Below are 26,826 nucleotides of genomic sequence, written 5' to 3'. Positions count from 1 at the left end.
CGTCAGCCACCCAACCTGCGCAGCAAAGCAACCGAAGGCTCACCTGTCACGGGCAGACCGTTGGCGCTTTGATAAGCGCTGATGGCTGTGGTGGTGTTGTTTCCGATCACGCCATCTGCGCCTTGCGTGTCATACCCCGCAGATGTCAGGCGGCGCTGCAATTCCTTGCGGTCGTCCAGCGTAAGCCCACTTGCATCCGGCCCGAACGAGGCCTGAAACGGCGCCCCGCCCGCGATCCTGTCCGCCAGATGACCGACGCCGATCGCGTAGCTGTCCGAGTTGTTATAGCGTTTGATTACCTGGAAATTGCGGAACACGGCGATGCGGGGGCCCGGTATTTGCGGCTGCAACACGGCCACCGGAGTACCGGAAACACGCCCCGCCTCTCCGCCCCAGGGTTGACCCCGCACCCAACCTGCGCGCGACAGGTAAGCAGCGGTGGAAGCCAGCGAATCCGTCGGATCATCCGACCAGATGTCGCGCCGCCCGTCGCCGGTGAAATCCACGGCATAGGCTAGATACGAGGTCGGAATGAACTGCGTGTGCCCCATCGCCCCGGCCCAACTGCCGGTCATGTTGGCAGGCGTGGTATCGCCGTTCTGAAGGATCTTCATCGCCGCGATCAACTGACTTTCAAAGAACTGCCCACGCCGGCCATCATAAGCAAGCGTCGACAGAGCCGATACAACTGGTACATCGCCGCGACGCGTGCCGTAGCGGCTCTCCAGCCCCCAGACGGCCACGACGATTTCCTTATCCACGCCATATTGCGCCTCGATCCGCGACAGGGTGCCGTTATGTTGCCGCAGCATCTGCTGGCCAGTGCTGATCCGTTCGTCCGACGCCGCGATGGCTAGGTAGTCTTCGAGGCTGCGCTTGAATTCGACCTGATTTCGGTCGCGTTCAATTACGTCGGGCAAATACCCGGCCCCCTGAAAGGCGCGGTCAACGGTTGTCCGGGAGATCCCCTGCGACGCTGCCCTGCCCTTGAAACCGGCAACCCAGGCATCCCACCCGGCATTAGGAACAGCCCGCATCCGGGTTGTAGGCGTATCGGACGGAGCGGCACCGCCTGTACAGGCGGCCAAAAGCGTTGATCCGAGGCAAATGGAAAAAGTCCGGCGAGTGATCATGGTTTGGGTCTGCTCTTGTTTGTGATTTGCCGCAAGAGTAACCCAGCCGGGTTGCACAGGCCAGAACAGTGACACCTAGGACGGGCGCTTTGACGATGTCGGCAGGAAGCCGCTCAGCTGACCAGCAAACGCAGCCCCTGCGTCACATCCGAGCGCACAGCCAGCCGCAATCCCGGCTCGTCCCCGGCCTTGAGCGCGGCAATGATCAGCTTGTGGTAATGTGGCGGCTCTGCGCGCCTGAGACGTCCGTAAAGCGCCCGCATCGTTGGGCCAAGTTGCAGCCAGACGGTTTCAGCAATGGCCAGCATCGCAGGGGCCTGAGCGCGCAGATACAGGGTTCTGTGAAATTCCAGGTTTGAACGGATATAGCCAACCGCATCCCGTTTGGTCACCATCTCGGCAACTGTCATGTTGATGCTCTGCAACCTATCGATCAGGGCCATGTGTGCCCTGGGCAAGGCCCGGCTTGCCAGTTCGACCTCAAGCAAGGCGCGCAAGGCAGCCAGTTCCTCAATCCGGTCATTCGTCAGCTCCGGGGTCGAAACCCGGCCCGATGTGGACAGGAACAATGCCCCTTCTGCGGCCAGGCGGCGGACCGCCTCTCGCGCCGGAGTCATTGAAACACCAAATTCCTTGCCGATGCCCCGCAGCGTCAGGGCCTGCCCCGGTGCCATCTCACCATGCATGATCCGGGATCGCAGCGCCCGGTACACCCGGTCATGTGTTGCGGTCTGGGTTTCGGAAGGGCGCGCGGTCAACATATGCTCATGTGATCACAAAAAGGCGCCACGTCAACTCGGCTCTGTGTCAAATCTGTAGCGATGCAACTCGGCCCCGTTGTCGCGCAACCAACGGCGGGGCGGCTGATACGGACCAAAGATCTTTTCAACCTGCGCCCAGAAGGCAGGCGAGTGGTTCATCTCGGCAAGATGTGCCACCTCATGCGCCGCGACATAGTGCAACACGTCAGGAGGTGCCAGAATAAGACGCCACGAAAACATCAACCCGCCATGCGAGCTGCACGACCCCCAACGCGACCGCGTGTCACGCAGGCTGAGTGTCGTGTACGAACGCCCCAGCATAGCTGCATAATCATCACAGGCGCCGGTCAACCGGTCTCGCGCCAGTTCCTTCAGGAACCGGCCCAGTCTGCGGGCCTCGGCCCCTGTCGGCACGGCAACCTCATCTGCATTCAGCATAACCCGCCGCCCGGTGGCAGGGACGATTCGGCGTGCTTTCCCCTCGATCGGGATCACTTGCCCAAACTGCACGGTGGCCATATCGGGCCGACCCTGAAGATGCTGCCGGATCCACTCTTCCTTGGTGCGCGCAAAGCTCAAGGCCTCGGATTCCGGCACGCCCTTCGGGTAAGTCAACGTGACGCGCCCATCCAGCTGGGAGATTCGCAGGCTGATACGCCGCGCCCGAGCCGATTTGCGCAATCTCAGTGGCACCGGCGGTGTCCCTGGCAATGCGTGCTCTCCCATATCGCGACCTCTCTTGCGCAAAGACTTTGACAGTGCCCTCTGCCTGTGGCAGGTGAGCTGAATCATTTAGACGACTCACCTGATATCAAGGGGATTTGACATGCCCAAGGAAGAATGGGGCGTAAAGCGTGTTTGCCCGACAACTGGTAAGCGGTTTTACGACCTGAACAAAGACCCCATCATCAGCCCCTACACTGGCGAGATTGTGGAGCTTGAAACAGTCAAAAGCCGCATGATCGCGGCGGATGCGGAAGACGCGGCTTCGGTCAAAGCACGTGAAAACACGGCGGATGACGATCTGGTTCTGGACGATGATGACAGCGTCGACGTGGATTTGGATGACGATCTGCTGGACGACGATGATGACGACAGTGATGACGTTTCACTGGACGACATCACCGACATGACGTCAGACGACGACAACTGATCAAGTAAAAGGCGATCCCCTTGGATCGCCTTTTACTTGAGAGGGACAGCCCGGACGGAAATTCGCGTCCAATTCCAATTTTGGACTTGCACTCGCAGCCGCTGTCTCCTAAACGTCCGTCCACCATACCGATGGTACAATGATGGGGCCTTAGCTCAGTTGGGAGAGCGCTTGCATGGCATGCAAGAGGTCAGGGGTTCGACTCCCCTAGGCTCCACCAAAACCTAACAGAACAACTAGATAGCAAGCATTAGAGCGGTGTGACACACAGGTGTGACACAAAATGAAGCTGCATGCGTACCTCTCACTGTCTAGACACGGCATATATTACTTCCGTTGGCCCCTGCCCGACACAAGACCAAAACCCCACACTGGACCAAGCACCACACATCGGACAGTGCATTGGGCTATCGCCCACCAGCCCCGGAAACCATCATTCCAATGGATCAGAGGCCGACGATGCACTAACAATCAAACTGGACTAGTCAAATGAGGCTGTTCACTATCAACAGCGGCCTCGTGATCAACAAACATAAACTGGCTAGACTGGTTGTTTGCGAGTGCGTCCTTGCAAAGTAGCTTACTCAAACGCCCCACAACGAGCTTCGCCGATAGCGTCATGGTGAGGTCCATAGCATCCCTCTGCACCATGGCCGTGCCAGTCACCGTGGTGATGCCTGTCCGTGCATGCGGCCATAGCTATAAGTATAGCCAAAAACGCCACCGTTCTCCGGGTTGCTTTTATGCTGTTGCTCTGACCCATTTGCGAAGCACCTTACCAACAATTTGGCAACCTACGCTTTGACACAAGTCAACACTCAACTGCGACGTCGTCCACATCACTGCAGTTAGGGGTTTAGTACGAAGGACCTTCTCATGTTGCTAGCTACGAGGAGGCGGGCCCAAAAAGCTCGAAATTAAGTTGGTCACAATCCATAATTATAAACGTGATGGCGTTGTCATGCTTGGTCTGCTGCAGTAGCGTCCTGAACCATGGTCATCCGACGATACTCAATTGTGCTACTAGTCAGCGTTCTGGTCACCCTGACCGGTTTTGGCACCGTTGTTCATGCGCTATCAGATGGCTGCATCGGCCTTCACTGTGAAAGCCACATGCAATCAACAGAACACGCTTCCGTGGCTAAAAATAGCATCGATAAGTCGTCCCCAAACAGCCACCATGACCCGGACAGTTCAGGAACCGGCGAGTGTAATCCCTCTATCTGCCAAGCCATTGTTTTGCTCGCCCAGAACGGAGAAGCCGCGCAGGATCAACGTGAAATTGATCCAGAGTTTCAGATTGGAACTCAAGCCAAGCCGATTGAACCGGATAACCCATACAAGCCCCCTGACCTTTGAAGCAGCGTAAATCCTTGCGAACATCTGCGACCTGCACGTGCCGCTGTTCGCAATGAACCGCAGCACTATAAGCTTCCAAAATGTCAGGACCAATCCATGAAAAAAAGTTACTTACTAGTCGGTGTATGCACCGTCGCTGCCGTCGCCGCTTTCATAACCCTTCGGCCCGGTTCAATCGAAGAGACTACGCCGCAGGAGGCACTTGAAGGCGATGCTATGGTCGCAATTCAGATGCCGTCAATTGAGGGCAATGCTGTAATCGGTCAGCGTGTCTTTGATGTCTCCTGCGCTACTTGCCACGGCGTCAACGCGGTCGGAGTAGAAGGCGCAGGACCGCCTCTGATCCACAAGATATACGAGCCCAGCCACCACGCTGACGAAGCCTTTCAGAGGGCGGTTTCACAAGGTGTAAGAAGCCATCATTGGCAGTTTGGTGACATGCCGCCGGTCGAAGGATTGACGCGAGGCGACGTTGCCATGGTGATCGCGTACATTCGTGAAATCCAGCGTGCTAATGGAATAAATTGAGGACAGAACCATGAAGAAGATCATAACGCTCGCAATCATGGCTGCTATTCCCAGCGGGGTACTGGCGCATTCCAAGGCCGAAGAAACGACACCTGCCAACGGGGCTACTGTAACCTCTGTGCCCGCCGAAATTGGCCTCAGCTTCACCAAGGACATCCGGTTGACACGGATTGAGATGGCCCATGAAGAGCAAGCGGCGATACGCTTGGATTTGGGGGACCAAACAAGTTTCCGTCAGGTGTTCACGATCCCATTGCCGGGCAATGGAACCGGCACCTATGTCATCGAGTGGCGTGGTTTAGGTAAAGACGGCCATGCGATGCAGGGCGAATTTTCCTTTTCCGTGGAATGAGCATGCCAGACATTTGGGGAGTTGTCGCAATCCTCGCAAAGCTGGTGCTCTACATCGGCATTGCTGGGTCCACCGGGCTTGTCGTCGTGAAGTGCCTCTATTCCGAACTAGTCGCGCCGATAAGCCTTGCGATGAAGCGCCAAGCCATGGTCTTGGCGTGGCTTTCCCTCGCAGCAACGGTATTTGGCTTCATGCTCCGAGGAGCCGCCTTAACAGGCGGAGTTGACGGCATGGTCGATCCAGAGATGCTTGGCTTGCTTTGGCAAACATCCGTAGGCGACGTACTTGTTTATCGCCTTGCAGGCGCAGTGTTGATCCTTGTGGGACTGTCTGTTCCTCGCTTTGGCCTATGGATCGCGCTGTTGGGTGGCGCATTGGCCATGTGGTCCTTTGCACAGATCGGACATGTGCCGGAACTGGAGAGTTTTGGTGTCCAACTCTTGCTCCTGTTGCATCTTCTATGTGTAGCCTTTTGGGTGGGTATCTTTAGCCCGCTGCGGGGTATGGCTCTCATGCCTGAGCACCTGACAGATGCTGCTGAACTAGGGCACAGGTTCGGACAAGCTGCTGCACTGATTGTGCCAACGCTGGTCGCGGCGGGTCTCTGGATGGCTTGGTTGTTTGTTGGCAATCTCCAAGGGCTCTTGTTCACTAGCTACGGTCAGGCTCTGTTGCTCAAAGTGTTCCTTGTGGCGCTGTTGTTGATCCTCGCCGCTGCCAACAAGCTCCGATTTGTTCCGGCCTTACAAAGCGGAGAGGCTAAAGCAGCGCAACGCCTCGCCCGATCTATCGAGGTTGAGGCAATAGTCGTATTTGCGGTTCTGGCGACAACGGCGACACTCACCAGCGTACTAACGCTTCCGAGTTAAGGTAGGTAGAGATGAACAAACACCTGTATGCACTCGCTATATGCAGTATTGGTACTAGCGTCGCTGCAGATCATGAGTTGTTAGACCGGGACCTCGCGAATGGGCAAAAACTCTACGCAGAGTACTGTGCCTCGTGCCATGGAGTTAATCTGGAAGGCCAACCCGACTGGCAAACACCCGGCGATGACGGAGTGTTACCCGCCCCACCACATGACGTGACAGGGCACACATGGCACCATGACAACCAGCTACTGTTCGAGTATACCATACTAGGTGGGGCAGACGCATTGGCAGCACGCGGTATTAAAGACTTCAACAGCGGCATGCCGGGCTTTGAGGGCACCCTGACTAACGACGACATATGGGACGTGCTGGCTTACATACGCTCCACTTGGCCTGACGATGTTCAGCAAATGCAGGCTAGTCGCAACCTTCCTCATCAGTAAAGGACAGTAATCTGGTATCGGTTTGGGTATACACAGTTCAACGTAGCAGATTGAGTGCTTCTAAGTGTGACACTAAGGTGAGACACTCTGTAAACCAGCACACTACAATAGTGTTTACTATCAGGGCATTAGGCGTTCGGCAGCGTTTCCCCCAGGCTCCGCCAAAACCTAACAATACAACCAGTTAGCAAGCAATAGAGCGGCGTGACACACAAGTGTGACGCAAAATGAAGCTGCATGCGTATCTCTCACTGTCCCGACACGGCATCTACTACTTTCGTTGGCCCCGACCCGACGCGGCACCAAAACACCGCACCAGACTAAACACCCCGCGTAGAACCTTCGTGTTTCATTGCGTACTAGATGCCCTAATGAGACTGGTACTCTGGCACGGCGTCTTGCAGTGTGCGGTGACACAATAGGAAAGCACATAGAAACATCGGGCACGAACCACGGCGAACTCCGCACAAAGGTGCATGAGCACTTCACTTCCTACATTGGCATCCAAACCCGTTGGAATGACCCTGACTTCTTTTTGTGACAATCAGCGCAGATACGCAGATCAGTTGCCGAAAGCGCCTGTTCTTGCTGATCCGCCACGTGGCGAACGCGGATGCGCTTGGGCAAGCGAGCCTGTCTGCTGGGCCGCACTACACCCATTCCGACTTCACTCAGCGCCGTGTAATTGTCATATCAAAGAAAAATGCAGCATCAAACCGACCCTGATTGGAATGCACGGTTTTGCCACTGGTAAATTCCTTCGAAAAACTCTGAGTGACCGAGAATGGTACAACTCGGGTTTTTCCAAACAGGTATCCCACGTTTCCTGAGATCCGCAGTTTTCCGTTGTCAGACAGCGATGCGCGAAACCTTTGCGGACGCGACGCACCGGTTCCAGTATTGTCTTGAGCACTAATAAGTTGAAACCCGGCGGCCGATTTGCGGTACACCACTCGCAGCATTGTTTTAGGCTTTTCGTTGGCAAGTTCGCCGCCATTGTAACGTGGGTCCGGTCGTCTTTTGAATTCGATGACATAGTCACCATAGAAGGCGTTTTGGGCGTTCTCGTTTGGGGGCGACTTGGGTACGGCCACCAGTATCTGAGGGTCTGCTTGTTGGTCGCTTTGCGCGGATGGTTCTGGTTTTGCAACATTTTTCAGAACGGCGTAGCTCTGTGCTGTGAGGTATCCGGTTCTTTCTGCGCCATTTTGCCTCTGAAACTCTTTCAGAGCTTCACGGGACCGAGGCCCGAAGATCCCATCCACTGATCCAACTGAAAACCCAAGCGCGTTCAGGCCGCGTTGAATGCTCCGGTAATCGTTTCGGTTCAGATTCAGACTGGCCTCGATGTCCGAATTCGAGCGTGGCAACGGTGCAGGCGCGTCAAGGCGGTTTTCGGTTCCAGAGGGTGAAATCGTCGTTTTCGGGGTGACGAGTGTGGCAATCTTCCGTTTTGTGCGTCCGACCACATCCGTAACCTGTTGAGAATATTGCCCCGCGCGGGTGTCTGGATAAAGCTGCGCGATCAGTTTCAAAGCGCCCTGCTTTGCACTTTCGTCTTCCAGTTGCATGGCCTCGCCCAGAAGACGTTGTGCCGACCGCTCGCGCTCATCGACAGGGCGAACGGCTTTGGCAGCATCTATAGTGGCATCGTTACTATTGATTGGCTCTTTGAGTGCTGCTGGGACAAGGAAAATGTCATGACCGGGCAAAGACCCATAGGTGAATGGCTCCTGATACCCATCTGTCAGTTCGTAAACCGTATCCCGCACCTTCCGGAACATTTTCCCAAGCTCCAGCCCGGGTACCTCGATATGTTCCAAAAAGGCCTCTGCATACGGGCTGTTGCGACCGTCACCATCCAGCGCCAACGTCCCGCCTCGCGCTGAATACCCGACAAGAACCCCACTGGGGTCGATGCGGCCCAACCCTTGACCGATTGATCGGGTTGCAGTGGTTCGAACCATATCGCTCACAAACGGGTTGTTCCGACAGGCATCCACTATGACCAGCTTCAAACCTTTCGCAGTCGAAACGGCGTTGAGCACCGTCTCCAGGCGGATTGCCTCGAATTCTACGTCCTTGTCACTTCTGAGTTCGGCATTGGTCGGTATCAGGTAATTTGTATTGTCGATTTCGATCCCGTGACCTGCAAAATAGACTAACACCATATCGGCATCGACCACATCCTCAGAGAAGTCTCTTAAGGTCAGGCGCAATTCTCGGTAGTCGAGGTTTTGTTTGGAGGTGACATGAAAGCCAATCCTCTTGAGGGCGGCAGAGATATCCTGGGCGTCATTGGCTGAGTTTGGGATATTTGACACATGCTCATATCGTGCATTTCCAATTACCAAAGCCACACGTTTTGCATGAGGTGTTTCCGCCAATGCGGCATTCAATCCGAACATCAAAACGAAGCTCAGACATACCCACGATCCAAAGAAGCCTTGGCGTAATTGGCGCGTTAACATGGCAAAATCGTCCACTGAAACCGGACCTAATATAGCATAAATGGAGTTTATGGGCGACGTTGTTGTCAAACCAACTGCTTCACTTGGGCCTTTTGTGACGTCAGCACCCACCGGACAGATTTAGGGGTTTGAGCAACGGAGGATTTCTGGTTCTCCGCAGCGGGCACTGAAAAGCCACTTGGGACTTACCGAACATTCCCGGTGTTTTGGGACGGCAATCCCTATCTGGATAAATACGATCTGCTTCTCAAGGAGCGTCCCAGCAGGTTTCGCGTGCCCTCTCTGCGCAATGTCGCGCTGACCGCGCGCTATTTCCACAATGGCTCGGTAAGAGGTCTGGAAGAGGCGATCAAAGTTATGGCCGTTTCTCAGTTGGGACGCACCCTTTGCGATGATCCTTTGGCCGACATTCGCATTGTGGCCGCGAGCGTTGAAGACACGGTTCCAGGGCTGAATATTGACATGTTCACAAATCGCACGGTGAGCCGACAAGAGGTGTCTAACATTGCCGAATTTCTGCGGTCGCTCACAGCGGCCACGCTTCCCGATTAGGTTTTTTGCATGAAGAATACCCCAGAAGGGACGTTGGATCGATCAAACGACTTTGCCAGTTTCGATTGTTGGGGATCACGATGCCCACCGCTCAGGGTAAACGACAAAAAGGTTACATCCGTGGAGTACGCTCCGAGACGATATTCTCGATCGCATCGGCAAGGTGGACGTCGGCAATCGCAAGATCACCACGTTCAACGCGCAGCCTGTGCGCTTCGGCCAGAACGTCACCATGAGTTGCACCTTCAGGCGGCTCAAAGCGGTAACTCGCAAGCTCGATCCTCAAACCCAACGGATCGTGGAAATAGATCGAGTTCATGAAGCCCCGGTCTTTGATTGGCGTGTGCTTGATACCCCTCTCGTCAAGCCGTTCCTCGACCTGCATGAGAACCGAGCGTGACACCGCGAAGGCCAGATGATGAACCGCGCCAACCTGATCCCTGAGCAAACTGCCGGACGGTTTTCGATCTTCATTGGTGAACACCGTGATCGTCTGGCCGTTACCAGCGGCAAAGTACAAGTGACCCTGTGAATGATCGTCCAGGTTTGGTTGATCGAAGATAAGCGAAAACCCGAGAAGACCCTCCCAGAAGTCTATTGACGTTTGCCGGTCTGCACCAGTCAGGGTGATGTGGTGAATGCCCTGTGCCTGCAATTTGCGCATGTTGAGTTTCCTCCCGTTTGATGAGTTCTCACCTCGCCCGGCTAGTTGAAGGTGAGAAGAAAACAAGCGCCTTGATTGCTTGGTACAACACTGAGTTGCCCACCAATTGCTTCCATGGTCGCTTTGACAATATTCAGGCCCATACCTGTGCCACCGGCCTCTCTTTTTGTCGTAAAGAAGGGCTGCAAAATCTTGTCCTTGTTCCCTTCACTGATACCGGCGCCATTATCCGCAATTTTTAGACTGATGACACCGTCGTTCTGATAGGCTGTCAGCACGGCATTCTGCGCGCCGTGTTGCTGAGCGTTCTCGAGCATATGTGTCAGTATGATGTGCAGGGTGGGTGCCGCGACGGGCAAGGGCAAGTTATCGTTTTCAGCCTTGATGGCAAGCGCCGGGAACGTCTGGACGACCTGATCAGTGATGTCGTTCAGACAGCATGTACCGTTGATGGCACTCTGATCGGCCAGGCTGAAGGCGCGCATGTTGGCCAGCAGATCCTCCATCCGCTTTCCGCCCTTTTCTACAGTGTCCAGCAGGCGGTGTTTCTGCGCAGATGGCAAATCGTCGTCGCGCAGCAGCTCTGCCGCGCCTTTCAGGGCGGTGAGGGGTGACTTCAGCTCGTGGGTGACATGGGCGGTGTACGTTTTCAATCCGTCCTGCTTGTCCTGCAAGCGTTCCGTCAGCGATTGAAAACTATGGCTCAAATCCGCGATTTCCCGCGTGCCAAGCTGGTCTGGTGGTTCCCATGCCTGACCACCGTGGCCCGCCATCTGGCTGCGCTGGATCAACAGGTGGATCGGCCGAGTGATGAACCGCCAGAACACGTACCCGATAAGCGCCGCAGACAAAGCGACAAATGCCGCGGCCTTGGCAAGGTTGAAACGTTCGCCGTACAGAAAGCGGAAAATATGGTTCGGGGTGCGGCTCAGGTAAACCGCCCCGATCAAGGTCTGATCCACGTACACTGGCATCGCCACGAAAACGCGCACGCGGGCACCGCGGCTGAGGGTATAAAGCGCAGGCGTTGCGTCCTCGCGCACGCGGGTGCGCGCGACCGAGACGGTTTTCCCTGAAAGGGCCTCGCGAACCTCGTCAACATGGCCCAGCTTCTGCCCGATTTCCGCGGTTCCGGCAAACACGTTCCCATCGACATCCAGCATCCGGTAACCCGCAAGGGTTTGCGCTTGGGCGGCGTTGGCGATGCGGCTTAGCGGGGCGGCGATGGCCTGATAAACCGAACCGGGTCGGACGGTTGCGGGCCGCGCGTCCGGGCGCGGTGGCAGAACCGTTTCGCGATTGACCGACAGTGATGGGAACACCGCGTGCTCGGTTGAGATTGCACTCGGGCGGGGCGGCTTGATCCCGGCTGCATCTGCATAAAGCTCGGCATACGCCGCTGACATAACCGCAGCCTGTGTCAGCAGGCTTTCTTCGGTCTGTTGCACCAGTTGACTATCATAAAAGCGGAATAGGACCAGCCCGGCAAAGGGCAAGCACAGGACAATGCCCAGCACCAGCAGAACGATGGTCCACAATCTGGGGCGCCATTTGCGGTTCAGCCGGGCGTGCATGCACCCATCCTGAGGCCGACACCGTGAATGGTCACGATCCCCTCGGCACAGCCGGCCTGGGCAAGTTTGGCACGGACATTGCGTATATGGCTGTCAATGGTGCGGTCCGAGACGTGGATGTTATAGCCGTAAAGCGCATCGATCAGCTGCGCCCTGGACAGAACGCGGTCGGGACGGGCCATCAGAGTTGCCAGCAGCCGAAATTCCGATCCGGTCAGCGTCACAGGGGTTGAAGCGAACCTGCACAGGTGCCGCTCTGCATCCAGGTGCAGGCTGCCTTGCGACAACACCGGGTCGGGCTGGGCAGGTGTCGGCGCGCTGCGTTTCAGGATGGCCTTGATCCGGGCCACCAATTCGCGTGGGGAAAAGGGTTTCGTCAGATAATCATCGGCGCCCAGCTCCAGCCCGACGATACGGTCGACCTCGTCATCGCGGGCGGTCAGGAACAGGATCGGCACGTCCGAGGATTTGCGGATTTCCCTGCATACTTCCAGACCATCCTTTTCGGGCAACCCGATATCCAACACGATCAGGTCGGGGCTTTCCTGGCGGTTTGTGTCAAGCGCGGTCAGGCCGTCACTGGCCAGAAGTGGCGCATATCCTGCCTTTTCAATCGCGAACCTTGTCACCTCAAGGATATCCGGATCATCGTCGACAACAAGAATGCGTGCAGGCATCAAATGGGGTCCTTCAACTCTGCTGCTGATAATAGGCTTGGATTCGCCATCTCCGAAAGCCCCATTCGCGCCAGTTGGTGATTGCATCCTTTTTCAGATCATATCGCATCCACGCGTCACAGACTTGCTGTCCCGTTCTGGTTTCATGATCGCGGATAGCGGGGTAAGCATCAGCGCCAAGGCTGCATATGTAACCAGTGTCCTGTTGCATCAGAGCGCTGCCGTGGCTCAGATTGTAGCTGGCAATGACTGATGCGAAATTCACAAAGTTGCAGGTATACAAGACCACCAGCAGCGCTGCAAAACAACGCCGCAGAAGCCAGGTTGCACCGAAGCCGCGATGGATTTGCACCACGGTCAGCAGCAGGCCGGTGAGAACCAGTGCCATCCAGATAAAGGCGGCGACCCGCAAATAGGTAAGCGCATAGGCGTCGACGTAATGATGCAGCCGGATGGCAGCTGTCAGCACCAGGAACATGTTCTGCGCCAACCACATGTAGATCAGAAAGCGCAACGTCCGGTCCGCGCCGATCATGCTGTGAGTGACCAGAGTGAATACGCCCGCCAAAAGGGCCGTCACCACCAGCGGATAAGCGCCTCGGTGGGCATAAGCGGCATAGCTCATCCCTTGAGGCAGGGATACACCGCCGGTCAGGATGCCGAGGTCCATCACGGTTTGCACAAGGAACATCAGGTTGAACAGCAACAGCGAATTGCGCACCGAGATTGGATTGACCAGAAATGCGGCCCGGCTTGGGCCTGTCTTGGGCATGGTGGCGGGACGGGCAATGCCGCCCAGCCATGGATCGCTGAGGTTTAGGAACGGCCACAGCAGCGAGGCCATTACACTCCAGAACAGAAGTCGCAGCCAGAAGTACCCTTCGAACAAAAGACTTGGGTCCAGCTCAGCCAGAAGGTCTTCCAGCACTGGATTGGCGGCGGCCAGCAAAGCAAGGAAGACCGCGCCCAATAGCAACGGCAAGGCCAGCGAGGCTGCGTGGCGGCGGCTGTCGGACCCAAGATCGGCGGCCACAGCGGTACGACATGTGTCGCGCAGCAAAAGCGTCGCGCCGATGGAAGGCAGGCGCAGGGCGGTGCGCAGCAGCAGACGTTCATTTACGGTCTGACCGAAGAGCGCCCAGGTCGCCAGACTGACCAAACCAGCAAGGCTGAACAATAAAGATAGAAGCTGCAAATCGATGACTACCGGAAGGTTGGTGATCAAGGCAAATGCGGCGGCTATGAGCCACTCCTTTGCAGTCGCACGCCGGGGTTTCATCGCCATGATCGCGGCGGACAAAACCAGCATGAAGACCGTGACTGAAATGCCTAGCGGCTGTTCCCAAAACAACCAATCAGCAAGCGCAACCAGCGATGCAAGAAGCGGGATTGCATGGCGCATTTTCAGCGTGGACATCAGAGAACCACCCTGCTGTCGTCTATTGCCTCCCCATCGGGGGGCTTCGTCCATCTTTCCCAGCCACCACGCGTCCAGCACGATGCTGTCCGGTACGCCGCGAATTGTCAGTTCCTGCCTCATGTCCTGTCTCCTGCTTGCAGGTTTGTGTTCCCGGCAGATTGCCTGTGGCGCTTGCATCTTTGGCGCGACGTATCCGCAGCCTTCATGGGGCTTTCGTGCAGAAAATGTGCAGAGGCGGTGAAAGGCTTTACCAACCACGATTTCCGAGCTGCAACTCGCGCTGCGCAGTAAATGCGACGTGTCCAGACATTGAACTGCAAGCAAAAGCGCAGTGTGACACAGTTGAACCTTCCCCTGAGAAGCGGTTCGCCGTTATGGCTGAGGAAACGGAGGATCGAACATGGCTAACCCTCTCTATGATGATCTGTTTGGCATTCACACCGGCAAAGATACGGCTTTCCTGTACCTGACAGACGGGACGACCATCACCTATCGAAACTTTCTGAGCACAGCCGCCCGGATCGCCCATGTGGCCACGCAACTGGGTCTAAAACCCGGAGACCGCGTTGCGGCTCAGGTCGATAAATCGCCTGAGGCGCTGGCGCTTTACGCGGCATGTGCGCAGGCCGGTCTGGTTTTCCTGCCGCTGAACACCGCCTATACCGTGGACGAACTGACGTATTTCATCGAAAACAGCGGCGCGTCACTTGTTGTCTGTGATGGCCGAAGCAAAGACCAACTGACCCCGATTGCCGCGCGTTTTGGGGGCAGGGTCGAAACGCTAAATGCGGATGGCTCTGGCTCGCTGATGGATTTGGCGGCTGCAATGCCAGACAGCTTTGCGACCGTGGATCGGGACGGTGAGGATCTGGCGGCGTTTCTTTACACGTCGGGCACCACCGGACGTTCAAAGGGGGCGATGCTGACCCAGAACAACCTGCTGTCCAATGCGCGGACACTGGTCGAAGAGTGGCGGTTTGCGTCCGAAGACGTTCTGTTGCACGCGTTGCCTATCTTTCACACACATGGTCTGTTTGTGGCCACCAATATCATTCTGGCGGTTGGCGGAAGCATGATCTGGCTGCCAAAATTCGACCCTGATCAGATCATTGACAGGATGCCCGGAGCCACGTCGATGATGGGCGTGCCAACCTTCTACACGCGCCTGCTGGCAGACGCGCGTTTTACCAGGGGGCTGACCGAACATATGCGCCTGTTCGTATCGGGCTCAGCCCCTCTGCTGGCGGATACCCATACACAATTCAAGGAGCGTACCGGTCATCGTATCCTAGAACGCTATGGCATGACCGAAACCAATATGAACACCTCGAACCCCTATGACGGCGAACGTCGCGCGGGCACGGTCGGGTTTCCCTTGCCGGGGGTGGAACTAAAGATATGCGATGCAGACGGTAACCCTTTGCCGCAGGGTGAAATCGGCGAGATCGAAGTGCGTGGTCCGAACGTGTTCAAGGGATATTGGCAGATGCCGGAAAAGACGGCTGCCGAGCTGCGTGAAAACGGGTTCTTCATCACCGGTGATCTGGGACGGGTCGACGAAGATGGGTATGTCCATATTGTCGGGCGCAACAAGGACCTGATCATCTCGGGTGGCTACAATATCTACCCCAAGGAAATTGAGCTGGTTCTGGACAGCCAGCCCGGTGTTCTGGAGAGCGCAGTGATCGGCGTGCCGCATCCCGACTTCGGCGAAACCGTGCTGGGCCTGATTGTTGCCGAACCTGGGCAATCTCCGGATCTCGACGCGTTGATGGATACTGTGCGCGACAGCCTGGCGCGGTTCAAACATCCCCGCACGCTTATTCAACTGGATGAATTGCCCCGCAATACAATGGGAAAAGTCCAAAAGAACATCTTGCGCGACCAGTTCAGGGACATGTTCAAAGCCGGGTCACAAGGCACATAATGGCAGAGCCTAGATAAGCGTTGGAAACTTGATATAGTCCTCAAAACCAATGGGGATAGAAGAATATGAACAATCGTTTGCGCAAGATCACCATCGTAGGTGGCGGCACGGCAGGCTGGATGACCGCGTTGATCCTGGACATGGTGTTTTCACGCACTTCATCAACAGCGGACCGGCCACATATCTGCCTGATCGAAAGCCCTAATATTTCGACCGTGGGTGTGGGTGAGGCTACGGTGCCGCGCATGCCGGTCACGCTCCGTCAGGCGGGCATTTCCGAACGGGATTTTTTTCGCGAGACGAACGCGTCCTTCAAGCTGGGCGTGAAGTTCTGCAACTGGAACAAGGACCCCAAAGGAAAACGCATCGATTACGTGAACCCCTTTGCCCATGGCCAGATGCTGGAAGGGTTGGACGCCGCCGAGTATTTCCTGCGCTTTTGCAACGGAGAACGGGACTTTACACAGTCCATCTCGCCCCACGATCATCTGGGCCGTCTGTGCAAAGGCGCGCGGCAGCTGGGTCAGCCCGAGTTTGAACAGCGTTTTGGCTATGCCTATCATCTGGATGCCGTGAAGTTTGCGGGCATGCTTACCACGGTCTGCACCAAGCGCGGCGTCGAGCATATCCAGGACGAGGTACAGAAAGTCGAGCTGGATGAACAGGGCAACGTCAGCCATCTGATGCTGGAGCGCGCGGGCCGTCATGACATCGAAATGGTCATCGATTGCACCGGGTTCCGCGGTTTGATCATCAATCAGGCGCTGGGCGAGCCGTTCTTGGATTATTCGGACTATTTGCCTAATGATCGCGCCATGGCGTTGCAGGTCGAACACCGCAATCCCAACAAGATCGAAAGCCTCACGCGGTCGACCGCGCTGGGCGCGGGATGGACATGGCGGGTGCCGCTCTACAATCGCGTGGGTACGGGCTATGTGTTCTCGTCGGCGCATCGAACGGATGATCAGGCGGCAGACGAATATCTTGAATGGCTGGGTGACAGCGGTAAGGGTTTGACGCCGCGGATCATCCCGATGCGCGTCGGGCGCGTGCGCAATGCCTGGGTCAAGAATTGTGTGGCAATCGGTCTGTCCGGCGGGTTTATCGAGCCGTTGGAAAGTACCGCGATCCACATGATTGACCACGCAGTACGCTGGTTTGCAGAACACTTGCCGACGCGCGACGTCGCCCCGTCGCTGCGGGCAAGATACAACCGGCAGATGGATAAGCTTTATAACGAGGTTCTGGAATTCATCTGCCTGCATTACCGATTGGGTAACCGAAAGGATGACCCGTATTGGATCGACGCGCGAACAGAGATGAAGATACCGGATCGCCTGGCCGAGAATCTGGAATTGTGGCAGCACCGTCTGCCGATGGATCACGATGTGGAATTTGCCACGCTGTTTGATCATCGCGTGTACCAGACGGTTCTGTTGGGCAAACAGGTCTATGATACGGGTTACGGTACCGGCATCCGAGATCGTTTGCGGCCGTTGAAGAAAGTGATCTGGTTCCAGGGCATGCAGCGTGCGAAAGAGGATCTTGCGCAGATCGTCAAAGTGATGCCGGATCATAAAACGCTGCTGCGCGATATCCGGGGGGAGCTGGAAAAACCGGTCTTTGGAATGGCGAACGTGGCGAAACCGACGGTTGCGATGCCGGGCACGAAACCCGCACCTGTTACGATCCAGAACATGCCGAACTTTGCTGAAATCCAAAGCGGCGCGAAGGATTTGCAACTGTTCTAGGGGTTCTCTGCCCGTACGAAGGAAATTTGATAAACTGAAGGGCGAGGCATTCAGCCCCGGCCTTCAGGGCGGTTTAACGCCAGCTCATACCCCGGTCAGACAAGTGCCTTTGCACCCGACCCGGATAATCAGAAACAATGGCATCCACACGCAGGTCGATCATCTTGGCAATGTCTACAGGGTCATTGACCGTCCAAACCGCAACGCAAAGGCCCAAATCCTTGGCCAGTTCGACGTTTTCGGCAGTTACATCTGCATAATACGGGCACCACAGTGAGCCGCCCGCTTGCTTGACCAATAGCGGAATATCGCCTTTGCGGCCTCGAAAATCCGGGCAGACTGCTTTTGAAGAATCCTCCCCTACATCCTCGGCGTTTTCGGGAAGTTGGGTCAGATAAGAAGATGGCATATCAGGCGCTTGCCGCTGACATTCTTCCAACAGATTCCAGTCGAAACTGTGCAGCACGGCGCGCGACGACAGGGCCCTGGAACGGACCTCTTGCAGGACAAGGCGGACAAACTTCTCTCTGTAGCGCGCGTCATGGGCCAAAGCGGGGTCCGACTTCAGCTCGAGCATCAGACAGGCATCGCTATGTTGGGGGTCACTCACCAGATCCAGCAGGTCAAGCAGCCTTGGAACGCGAACGCCATCCATTTGTGCCTGATCAGGAAAACGCTGACCATAGGCAGAATTCCCATCCAACCGCCCGACATCGAACTTCTGAATCTGCTCGAATGTCAGGGTTGAAACCTTCGGCTCTTCCCCGGTCAGAAACTGGCCGTCAGCATCGCGAAAACTGGGGGCGTGCAGCCGGTGATTATGGGTTATGACAGGGATGTCGTCAGCCGTGAGAACAACATCAAACTCCAGAAGCGGCACGCCAATGGACAACGGAAAGTCGAAGCCAATCATGCTGTTTTCAGGCAACACACCTCGCGCACCCCGGTGGCCTACGATGCGGATCAGGTTGTCGCGCCCCCGGAAAGCCTCGACCTGAGGGAATGCCATCAGCCTTCCAGCCTTTCACCGGTAGATTGGTCAAACAGATGCAAATGGTTTGAGGACACAGAAAACCGCATGTTCGGATGTCGGCCTTCAATCGGATTTACACCCGGAAGGCTGATCGTGATCGGATCGCCCGAGCCGGTCAGTTGACCGTGCAACAGCGTGTTTGCCCCCAATGGCTCTGCCATCTGAATCGTGGCCTCAATCGGGCCATTGTCATCCAGCAATAGATGCTCGGGTCGTACCCCCAGTTTGAAGGCAGTATCAGGACCCGGCGACGAACCAACCGCGACCTCACCAATCATGGCGGTTCCGTTTTCGCGTCGGGCTTCAAAGACATTCATCGCGGGGCTGCCGATGAACTGCGCCGCAAACAGGGTTCTTGGTGTTTCGTATACCTCTAGCGGTGTGCCAACCTGTTCGGCGATACCGCCGTTCATGACGATCATCCTGTCGGCCATTGTCATGGCTTCAACCTGATCGTGGGTTACATAAAGCGACGTGATCCCCAGTTTTTCCTGGAGCTCACGAATCTCAAGCCGCATCTGCACGCGAAGCTTGGCGTCCAGGTTCGAAAGAGGCTCGTCAAACAGGAAGACCGCAGGTTCACGGACAATCGCGCGGCCCATAGCCACCCTCTGACGTTGGCCGCCTGACAATTGTCTGGGTTTGCGGTCCAGCAATGGTTCAAGCTGCAATAGCCTGGCCGCCTCGGTCACTTTTTGATCGATCTGGGCCTTGGGCAACCCTGCAATCTTCAGGCCATAGCCCATGTTCTGCCGGACCGACATATGGGGGTAGAGCGCATAGTTCTGGAACACCATGGCAATGTCGCGATCCATCGGCTCTTTTTCGTTGGCCCGTTCCTCACCAATCCGGATTTCACCCGAGGTCACGGTCTCAAGCCCTGCCACCATCCGCAGCAGCGTGGATTTCCCACAACCCGAAGGGCCGACGATGACAATGAACTCGCCATCTTCGATTTGGATGTCGATGCCATGTATGACATCTGTCGGGCCAAAGCTCTTTTTGACATTCTCCAGAGTTACTGTTGCCATTTCTTATTTCTCGCTATCGACAAGGCCGCGGACAAAGAGCTTTTGCATCGACACCACCACGATGACCGGCGGGATCATCGCCAGAATGGAGGTTGCCATGATGACCGGCCAATCAGCTACATCATCGCCAGACGGGAACATCTGCTTGATGCCCATCACAATGGTGTTCATTTCAGGGTCGGTGGTGATAAGCAGCGGCCACAGATACTGGTTCCACCCATAGATAAACAGGATGACGAACAGTGCCGCGATGTTTGTCCGGCTCATCGGTACGACGATATCGATGAAAAACCGCATAGGCCGGGCACCATCCACACGCGCAGCTTCGGCCAGCTCGTCCGGGATTGTCAGAAAGAACTGACGGAACAGGAAGGTCGCCGTGGCCGAGGCGATCAGCGGAAAGATCAGCCCGTAATAGCTGTTGAGCATGCCGAACCCGGCCACGACCTCAAATGTCGGAACGATGCGCACTTCGACCGGCAACATAAGGGTCAGGAAGATCAGCCAAAAGAACGTTGTTCGACCGGGAAAGCGGAAATAGACGATTGCAAATGCCGACAGCAGTGAAATGACGATCTTGCCCACTGCGATCCCGATGGCCATCACAAGGCTGTTGAACAGCATCGTTGCGACGGGGACATTCACGCCGGAAAACAAGGCTGCCTTGTAGTTCTCCCAGAACTGATCACCCGGCAAAAGCGGCATGGGTGGTGATACAACTTCCGGCTGGGTAACGGTTGAGGCGACAAATGCCAGCCAAATCGGAAAGAAGATGACCAGGACGCCAAGGATCATCAGGGCATGTGTCAGCCAGATACCCGCTCCGCGCTTTTCGACCATTCCGTGCTGTTGGGCTGCCATCAGTAATGCACCCTCTTTTCCACGTACTTGAACTGAATGACGGTCAGAAGGCCGACGACAATCAGCAAAATGACCGATTGCGCCGAAGACGAGCCCAGATCCTGACCGACGAACCCGTCTGAAAAGACTTTGTAAACCAGAATGGTCGTGGCCTGCTGCGGACCGCCACCGGTGATTGTGTGGATTACGCCGAAAGTTTCAAAGAACGCATAGACCACATTCACTACAAGCAGGAAAAACGCTGTCGGTGACAGCAACGGCAGGACAATCGTGAAAAACCTGCGCCAGAACCGTGCGCCATCGATCGCTGCGGCCTCGATGACCGACCGCGGAACCGACTGGAGTGCGGCGAAGAAGAACAAAAAGTTATAACTGATGCGCCCCCAGGCCGAAGCGACGACCACAAGCCCCATCGCCTCGGTGCCATTCAAGACGTGGTTCCAGTCATAGCCCAGCTGTCCAAGATACCACGACACGACACCGACGCGCGTGTTGAACATGAACAGCCATAGCACACCCGCAACCGCCGGTGCGACTGCATAAGGCCAAATCAGCAACGTCCGATAAGCTCCGGATCCTTTGATCAGCCGATCTGCAATGACTGCCAGAAACAGGGCCGGGATCATGGAACAGAGCGTAACAAGCGTCGAAAACACGGCCGTGGTTACAAAGGATGCGCGATAAAACTTGTCGCTTAGCAGAAACTCAAAATTGCCCAGACCTACGAACTTGGACGACAACCCAAACGGATCTGGGATGAACAGCGACTGCCACACAGCTTGTGCAGCGGGATAAAAGAAGAATACGGCAGAAATGACGACCTGTGGTGCGATCAGCGCCAATGGCAACAGCCAGCCGCGGAATGTGACGCGTTTTTCCATCCTGATGACCCGCCGGGAAAAGTGGATGCGGGCTCTGCCGAGCCCGCACCGGATTTCAGAGGTTTATTGATTCGCCGATTCGAACCTGCGCAGAAGCGCGTCACCGCGTTCTTTTGCGCTGTCCATGGCTTCCTGGGCAGTTTTCTCGCCGGCCCAGATGGCCTCAAGTTCCTCATCGATGATACCGCGAATTTGATCGAACGATCCCAGACGCAGACCTTTCGAATTTGCTGTCGGCTCTTTCGCGGTCATCTGGATCACAGCGATATCGGTGCCCGGGTTTTCATCATAGAAACCTGCCGCACGGGTTGCTTCACCGGCTTCTGCGGTAATCGGAAGATACCCGGTATTCTGGTGCCATGCCGCCTGAACGTCAGACGAAGACAAGAAGCTCAGGAACTCGCCAACGCCTTTGTATTCTTCGGGATCATGACCTTCCATCACCCAAAGGGATGCACCGCCGATGATGGTATTCTGCGGCTCGCTTGTGACCGCTTCCCAATACGGCAGCGGGCGCACATCAAAGTCGAACTCGGCCTCGGCTTTGATCCCGGCATACCCGGCCGAGCTTTCGGTGAACAAGGCACACTCACCGGCCCGGAAGTTTGCGCCGCCTTCATTTCTGCGACCGGTATAGATGAATTCCCCATCCTTGGCCCAGTCGCCCATGGCGCTCAGGTGCGCGACCTGTACCGGGCCGTTCAGCATCAGTTCTGTGTCCAGACCAGCAAAACCATTGTCCTGCGATGCAAACGGAACGTTGTGATAGGCTGACAGGTTTTCGAGGTGAATCCAGCTTTGCCATGCCGTCACCAGCGGGCAGTCCTCGCCTCCGGCTTTGAGTTGCTCCAGCACATCGCCGACTTTTTCCCAAGTCGACAGGTCAGTGTCAGGATCAACGCCCGCCGCCTGCATGGCATCTCGGTTGACCCACAAGACCGGCGTGGAAGAGTTGAACGGCAGCGACAACATATCTCCGTCGGTGGTGGTGTAGTAACCTTTCACCGCACCGATATAGGCGTCGGGATCAAAAGACGCGCCACTTTCAGCCATGACTTCGTAGACCGGCTTGATCGCGCCTTTCGCCGACATCATCGTTGCGGTGCCAACTTCGAAAACCATCAGGATGTGTGGCTGTTCGCCAGCACGGAACGCGGCAATGCCAGCGTTCAGGGTTTCCGAATAGTTGCCCTTGTGGCTTTCGACCACGACAAACTCATCCTGACCGGCGTTGAACTCTTCAACCTGCGCTTTGACAAGTTCGCCAAGGCGGCCGGTGAAGGCATGCCAGAATTGAACTTCGGTTTGCGCCATTGCCGCCAAGGGTGACAAGGCAGTTGTAACGGCAAGAGCGCCAAGCAAATTCTTTTTCATGATTCCTCCCATGCATCAGGTTCGATGCTTCGTTGAGTACCGACTTCAACGCGTATTCGACACACATGACGATTTCACGACGTTACCGCTAAAGAAATATAATTCAAGACCTATTTTTTGGCAAAAATCATAATACGGTGTTATACACATTGAATGTACAAGCAGCACCGGGTCTGGAATGAGACAAACTTTGAGAATTCGGCAACTGGAAGCGCTCATGGCGGTGACCACCAATGGTTCGGTCACAGCAGCTGCCGCCGATTTGGGGATAAGCCAACCAGCTGTTAGCAGGTTGCTTTCGGATCTTGAAAAATCGTTTGGATTTCAACTTTTTGATCGCCGCAAAGGGCGATTGGTGCCAACCCAGGAAGTTCGCTATCTGCAACCCAGCGTGGACCGTGTTCTGGAATTGATGAAGCAGATATCAGACGCCAGTCAGAATATCACACAGCGAAAAGCCGGGCATATCCGCGTCGCCTGCCTTCCCGGTTTTGCCACCAGCCATCTGCCGGATGTTGTGGCAAGTTTTCTGAAAGACCGGCCAGGTGTTACTATGACGATCGAACCGGACAGGCCGGAACGGATTTTGGAATGGATGGTCGGCGAACAATATGACTTTGGAATCACCGATGGCTTTAACGGTCATCCTGGAGTCGAAAGCAGAAATGTCGATGTGCGCACGGTTTGCGTGTTCCCGAAAAATCACGCACTTGAGAACCTCTCGGAGGTGACGCCTTCCGATCTTGCAGATGAGAGCATCATACATACGCGGCGCGATAGCGACTTTTTCGGACGGCTTTCGAAGGCATTTCAGCAGGCCAATGTTACACTCAACTCGCATATCGAAGTCCGGCAATTCACGGCGGCATGTGAATTGGCGATAAAAGGCGTCGGTGTTTCAATTGTCAGCGAGCTGGACGCTGTCCATTACACAGACCGGGGGCTAAGCTACAGGCCATTCAAGCCGTTCTTGCCGCATACGCTTTCGCTGGTACGCCCGGTTTTGAAGCAGCCGTCTTTGATAACACTGGAGTTCATCGAGCATTTCAGCGAAAGCCTGAATGCGTTCAGAACACTTGCCTGAGGCTGCGGTCAACGGGGCGAATGATATCTGCCCGGGTTTCCAGCCAACAGTCTCCAAATAACAGCAGGAGCAAAGAGGTCGATAGCGCCCAAAGTCGTCGTTATTGTGAGGCTCCGCGTATTTGTTCAATGGCTCGGGCGGCAAATCTTCCCGACAAAGACTCGTCTGCGTTTGCTTCCAATGCAGGTAAAGCGGGGGATGCTTTCCCTCCGATTTCACCCAAGGCGATGGCCGCTTCTTTTCTGACAAAAACCGAAGGGCTACCCAACAGCTTTATCAGTTCCGGAACGGCTGGAGCTGCGTCGGCACCAAAGAGCGCCAAAGACTGAGCCGCGTCACGTTGTTCCTTGGCATCTCCGCGCATCAGATCAGCTTTGAGACTTGCAACTGTCGTACTCGGCGGAAGCGCGGCCAATCGAAGGCCTTTTTTCAAACGGTTGTTCAAATATTGATGCTCGCCGATCCATCGCACGATAAAGAAATAATCGCGTACCGCTTCGCTCAGAACTTTCTCGTTTTCTCCGTCCTGCCATTGTTCGATCATTGCGCGCGCGTTGCTTCGGTCACCATTCAAGGCCAGAACCGACGCTGCAAATGGCATCAACTCAACTGCCTGCCGGTTTCGGTCCAACTCAGACATTATAACGGCCCCTGCACCAGTCAGATCATTCATGGCAAACAGTGCAGCCCCCTGAAATAACGCGTAGTGGCTGGGATATTCCGGATCTAAGCGCATTGCGGCCTGCACAAATGCCAGCCCTTCCTCTGGCTCGCCGCCCGCGATCAAGGCCCATCCCATTGTCACATGCGCTTCGGGGTCGCTTGGTTGCAGGGCAATGGCTTTCGCGGCTTCTTGCCTCGCTTCTTCTGTTCCCCGACTTACGCTCTCGGCGCCTTCCCAATCCGTAAGGTTGAGAGCGACTATTGCCCTGATAACATGGATAAGCGAGGTGTCCTGATGCGTCAGTTCACGGTAGTATTTATAGAACAGTCCGATATGCATCCGTTCGTCAGCATCTGCAAAGGCTGACCAGTGGTGGAAGATGTGTGGTCGCAAGTGTGCCAGAGCTAACGTCGCCCAGGCGCGCGCATAATTCGGGTCCAACTCGACCGCGCGTTCAAAATGCGGAATTGCGGCCAGATTGTCCTGTTCATTGAAGCGTGAATAAAGCTCCCATCCACGCTGGAACGCTTCGCGCGCCTCGATCTTTCCAGTTTCTATGTTTTCGATAGCAATCCGGCTTTGCGTGTCGAGCGGAACATCCAACTCGTGCGCAATCGCCAGTACAATGTTGTTTTGCAGGTCGAAGACCTCATCGATTTCACCGTCGAAACGCTCCGCCCAGATCAATCTGCCGTTCAAAGTGTCCGTCAGGCGGATGTTGACCCGAAAACCTTCTCCGCTGCGTCTAAGGCTTCCATCAACGACATAGCGAACGCCCAGTTTCTCGGCAAAGCCTGCCACATCAATGTCGCGGTCCTGAAATGCGAAGGATGTGTTTCCGGCGATGACAAATAACCCTGATATGCGGGATAAGTCCGTTATCAGATCCTCGGAAACGCCATCTATCAACATCTTGTTGGACACGTCGCTGGTGAAGTTCGTCAACGGAAGCACGGCGATCGAAGGCAGGTCTGGAAGTGGGTAAGCCATCTGTGCCTCAGAGGCGCGCAGCCGACCCTTTTCCCATGTCTTTGTCCCGACATACCCGGTCGCACCCAACACGATCAGGATTGCAGCCAGCTTCATTAGACGCGGTGCTTTCTTCGTTTTGTGCTTTACCGCCGGGGTCAACGCATCTGTTTCGACGCGGAACGCCTCAATGGGGTCCGCAATATTCTTGACGGATTGCGGGCCAATTGGCGTAAAGGCGAAGGGCACCTTGTTGCGCGCGTATCCGACAATCGCCTGCGATGCGATAATCCCCCCAGGTTCTGCCAGCGCCTCAAGCCGTGCGGCCACGTTGACACCATCACCCAGGATGTCGTCTGCGTTTGAGATGACATCGCCGACATTCAAACCGATCCGAAGAACGATTGCGCGGTCGGGTTCCGCATCTGAGTTTCTTTTCGTCAGTTCAGCCTGTATCGCGACGGCCGCGCGAACCGCATCGACCGCGCTGGGGAATTCGATCAGAAAACTGTCACCCGCTGTGTTCGCAATGCGCCCTGAATACCCGGCGATCAAGGGCTCGATGACTTCAGCGCGGATCCGGCGCAGCTTGTCGATGGTGCCTTCTTCATCCAAGCCAACCAATCTTGAATAGCCTGCGATATCGGCGGCTAAGATGGCTGCTAATCGACGATTTGGCCGGCTTTCCATAGTTTCGCAGCCTACCATTTGGACATTTTTCTGGGAACCGGTTTTCAAGACACGGGTTTTGTACCGGTTATTGAAAACCCCCGACCTGTTATCTGGATGGAAATGGAAGCCCGGGCCGCTGGGTTTTCAGACAAAAGCGGCCTGGGTAATTTTGTCGGTTCTGGTCGTTGTCGGATTTGCATGGCGTCGCGCGTCCTTGCACAATGCGACCAACGCAAGGAGGCGAAAATGATTTACGCAATCACAATTTATGGGGAACCGGGCGTGTTCGAGGCATTGCCGAAAGATCGCCAGGACGAAGTGATGTCAGGCCATCGCGCCCTGCAAGCAGTATTGTCGGAACGCGGAGAGTTCGTGTCGATAAAAATGATGCCGCCAACGTCAGCGGTAATGGTCGAACCGGCCACGTCTGAGCGCGCTGCCCCCCTGATCACCGATGGCCCGTTTTCCGAGACCAAGGAAAACTTCCTTGGGTTTTACGCCGCTGACTTCAAAGACCTTGAGGAAGCGTTGGAACATGCAAAACTGATCTCTTCACCGGTCGCGCGGCTGGAAGTTCGGCCTGTGGCCTGGGCCGGGGGTGCAATATCGTCGGAATAGAT

The 26,826-nt window shown here is 55.8% G+C and carries 25 protein-coding genes and 1 tRNA gene; 12 read left to right on the top strand and 14 right to left on the bottom strand.

All coding sequences use genetic code 11. The features are described from left to right. Positions 1 to 2 precede the first annotated feature (2 nt). The 3 genes from ACR0JI_RS13965 to ACR0JI_RS13955 all read right to left on the bottom strand — a co-directional run bounded on the left by ACR0JI_RS13965 (position 3) and on the right by ACR0JI_RS13955 (position 2,620). Entirely contained in the window at positions 3 to 1,133 is a 1,131-nt protein-coding gene (locus ACR0JI_RS13965) for a lytic murein transglycosylase (protein ID WP_480494744.1), read from the bottom strand. 113 nt (positions 1,134 to 1,246) lie between these two features. Next, the gene (locus tag ACR0JI_RS13960; RefSeq protein ID WP_480473964.1) at positions 1,247 to 1,894 is read right to left on the bottom strand and encodes a GntR family transcriptional regulator; all 648 of its coding nucleotides are present in this window, start codon (positions 1,892 to 1,894) and stop codon (positions 1,247 to 1,249) included. Positions 1,895 to 1,924: 30 nt separating this feature from the next. Then, complete coding sequence (locus tag ACR0JI_RS13955; protein ID WP_480473965.1) at positions 1,925 to 2,620, bottom strand: M48 family metallopeptidase; 696 nt, start codon at positions 2,618 to 2,620, stop codon at positions 1,925 to 1,927. A 100-nt stretch (positions 2,621 to 2,720) separates the two neighbouring features. Between ACR0JI_RS13955 and ACR0JI_RS13950 the strand changes: the two genes are divergently transcribed. The 7 genes from ACR0JI_RS13950 to ACR0JI_RS13920 all read left to right on the top strand — a co-directional run bounded on the left by ACR0JI_RS13950 (position 2,721) and on the right by ACR0JI_RS13920 (position 6,601). Then, on the top strand, positions 2,721 to 3,047 hold the full coding sequence (locus ACR0JI_RS13950; protein ID WP_480473966.1) for a TIGR02300 family protein: 327 nt from the start codon (positions 2,721 to 2,723) through the stop codon (positions 3,045 to 3,047). Between the two features lie 144 nt (positions 3,048 to 3,191). Then, positions 3,192 to 3,267, top strand: a tRNA-Ala gene (locus ACR0JI_RS13945). 797 nt (positions 3,268 to 4,064) lie between these two features. Further along, complete coding sequence (locus tag ACR0JI_RS13940) at positions 4,065 to 4,406, top strand: hypothetical protein (protein ID WP_480473967.1); 342 nt, start codon at positions 4,065 to 4,067, stop codon at positions 4,404 to 4,406. A 96-nt stretch (positions 4,407 to 4,502) separates the two neighbouring features. Continuing rightward, positions 4,503 to 4,934, top strand: a complete 432-nt coding sequence (locus tag ACR0JI_RS13935; RefSeq protein ID WP_480473968.1) for a c-type cytochrome — start codon at positions 4,503 to 4,505, stop codon at positions 4,932 to 4,934. Between the two features lie 10 nt (positions 4,935 to 4,944). After that, entirely contained in the window at positions 4,945 to 5,286 is a 342-nt protein-coding gene (locus tag ACR0JI_RS13930; RefSeq protein ID WP_480494746.1) for a copper resistance CopC family protein, read from the top strand. A gap of 2 nt (positions 5,287 to 5,288) precedes the next feature. Then, positions 5,289 to 6,155, top strand: coding sequence for a copper resistance D family protein (locus ACR0JI_RS13925; protein ID WP_480494748.1), 867 nt, complete (start codon positions 5,289 to 5,291; stop codon positions 6,153 to 6,155). Between the two features lie 11 nt (positions 6,156 to 6,166). Further along, complete coding sequence (locus ACR0JI_RS13920) at positions 6,167 to 6,601, top strand: c-type cytochrome (protein WP_480494750.1); 435 nt, start codon at positions 6,167 to 6,169, stop codon at positions 6,599 to 6,601. 671 nt (positions 6,602 to 7,272) lie between these two features. Here ACR0JI_RS13920 and ACR0JI_RS13915 read toward each other — a convergent pair. After that, positions 7,273 to 9,009 (bottom strand): caspase family protein, encoded by a 1,737-nt coding sequence (locus ACR0JI_RS13915; protein ID WP_480494752.1) that lies wholly within the window; start codon positions 9,007 to 9,009, stop codon positions 7,273 to 7,275. A 264-nt stretch (positions 9,010 to 9,273) separates the two neighbouring features. Between ACR0JI_RS13915 and ACR0JI_RS13910 the strand changes: the two genes are divergently transcribed. Continuing rightward, positions 9,274 to 9,624, top strand: coding sequence for a hypothetical protein (locus ACR0JI_RS13910; protein WP_480473974.1), 351 nt, complete (start codon positions 9,274 to 9,276; stop codon positions 9,622 to 9,624). 112 nt (positions 9,625 to 9,736) lie between these two features. Here the strand turns inward: ACR0JI_RS13910 and ACR0JI_RS13905 are convergent, their stop codons facing one another. Genes ACR0JI_RS13905 through ACR0JI_RS13890 form a run of 4 tightly spaced genes read right to left on the bottom strand, consistent with a single transcriptional unit; the run spans position 9,737 to position 14,079 of the window. Further along, positions 9,737 to 10,288, bottom strand: a complete 552-nt coding sequence (locus ACR0JI_RS13905; protein WP_209505961.1) for a VOC family protein — start codon at positions 10,286 to 10,288, stop codon at positions 9,737 to 9,739. Positions 10,289 to 10,329: 41 nt separating this feature from the next. Then, entirely contained in the window at positions 10,330 to 11,862 is a 1,533-nt protein-coding gene (locus tag ACR0JI_RS13900) for a sensor histidine kinase (protein ID WP_480473975.1), read from the bottom strand. Beyond that, positions 11,847 to 12,539, bottom strand: coding sequence for a response regulator transcription factor (locus tag ACR0JI_RS13895; RefSeq protein WP_209505965.1), 693 nt, complete (start codon positions 12,537 to 12,539; stop codon positions 11,847 to 11,849). Before ACR0JI_RS13895 ends, ACR0JI_RS13900 begins: the two co-directional genes overlap by 16 nt. A 13-nt stretch (positions 12,540 to 12,552) precedes the next feature. Further along, positions 12,553 to 14,079: a DUF4153 domain-containing protein gene (locus ACR0JI_RS13890; RefSeq protein ID WP_480494754.1), complete on the bottom strand. Its 1,527-nt coding sequence runs from the start codon at positions 14,077 to 14,079 to the stop codon at positions 12,553 to 12,555. A 280-nt stretch (positions 14,080 to 14,359) separates the two neighbouring features. On the opposite strand from ACR0JI_RS13890, the gene ACR0JI_RS13885 reads away from it, so the two are divergent. Then, positions 14,360 to 15,886 (top strand): malonate--CoA ligase, encoded by a 1,527-nt coding sequence (locus ACR0JI_RS13885; RefSeq protein WP_480494756.1) that lies wholly within the window; start codon positions 14,360 to 14,362, stop codon positions 15,884 to 15,886. A 65-nt stretch (positions 15,887 to 15,951) separates the two neighbouring features. Then, a complete protein-coding gene (locus tag ACR0JI_RS13880; protein WP_480494759.1) occupies positions 15,952 to 17,637 on the top strand; it encodes a tryptophan halogenase family protein in 1,686 nt (561 codons plus the stop codon). A 73-nt stretch (positions 17,638 to 17,710) separates the two neighbouring features. Here ACR0JI_RS13880 and ACR0JI_RS13875 read toward each other — a convergent pair whose 3' ends face one another. From ACR0JI_RS13875 to ugpB, 5 genes are all read right to left on the bottom strand, one after another. Next, complete coding sequence (locus tag ACR0JI_RS13875; RefSeq protein WP_480494761.1) at positions 17,711 to 18,646, bottom strand: glycerophosphodiester phosphodiesterase family protein; 936 nt, start codon at positions 18,644 to 18,646, stop codon at positions 17,711 to 17,713. Then, a complete protein-coding gene (ugpC, locus tag ACR0JI_RS13870; protein ID WP_480494763.1) occupies positions 18,646 to 19,701 on the bottom strand; it encodes a sn-glycerol-3-phosphate ABC transporter ATP-binding protein UgpC in 1,056 nt (351 codons plus the stop codon). The genes ACR0JI_RS13875 and ugpC overlap by 1 nt, the downstream gene beginning before the upstream one ends. Positions 19,702 to 19,704: 3 nt before the next feature. After that, on the bottom strand, positions 19,705 to 20,541 hold the full coding sequence (gene ugpE / locus ACR0JI_RS13865; protein WP_267365578.1) for a sn-glycerol-3-phosphate ABC transporter permease UgpE: 837 nt from the start codon (positions 20,539 to 20,541) through the stop codon (positions 19,705 to 19,707). Positions 20,542 to 20,561: 20 nt separating this feature from the next. Next, positions 20,562 to 21,443, bottom strand: a complete 882-nt coding sequence (ugpA, locus tag ACR0JI_RS13860) for a sn-glycerol-3-phosphate ABC transporter permease UgpA (protein WP_209505975.1) — start codon at positions 21,441 to 21,443, stop codon at positions 20,562 to 20,564. Positions 21,444 to 21,506: 63 nt separating this feature from the next. Further along, a complete protein-coding gene (gene ugpB / locus ACR0JI_RS13855; RefSeq protein ID WP_480494765.1) occupies positions 21,507 to 22,817 on the bottom strand; it encodes a sn-glycerol-3-phosphate ABC transporter substrate-binding protein UgpB in 1,311 nt (436 codons plus the stop codon). Positions 22,818 to 22,995: 178 nt separating this feature from the next. Between ugpB and ACR0JI_RS13850 the strand changes: the two genes are divergently transcribed. Then, positions 22,996 to 23,901 (top strand): LysR substrate-binding domain-containing protein, encoded by a 906-nt coding sequence (locus tag ACR0JI_RS13850; protein WP_480473983.1) that lies wholly within the window; start codon positions 22,996 to 22,998, stop codon positions 23,899 to 23,901. Between the two features lie 100 nt (positions 23,902 to 24,001). Here ACR0JI_RS13850 and ACR0JI_RS13845 read toward each other — a convergent pair whose 3' ends face one another. Then, positions 24,002 to 26,224 carry a HEAT repeat domain-containing protein gene (locus ACR0JI_RS13845; RefSeq protein WP_480879871.1) on the bottom strand — a complete coding sequence of 741 codons (2,223 nt, stop codon included), beginning with the start codon at positions 26,222 to 26,224 and terminating at the stop codon, positions 24,002 to 24,004. A 228-nt stretch (positions 26,225 to 26,452) separates the two neighbouring features. Between ACR0JI_RS13845 and ACR0JI_RS13840 the strand changes: the two genes are divergently transcribed. After that, on the top strand, positions 26,453 to 26,824 hold the full coding sequence (locus tag ACR0JI_RS13840) for a YciI family protein (protein WP_480473985.1): 372 nt from the start codon (positions 26,453 to 26,455) through the stop codon (positions 26,822 to 26,824). Positions 26,825 to 26,826 lie beyond the last annotated feature (2 nt).

This window comes from Ruegeria sp. N10 (genome assembly GCF_056531545.1).
The sequence above is the reverse complement of the archived record's forward strand: the minus strand, read 5'-3'. Positions and strand labels throughout refer to the sequence as shown.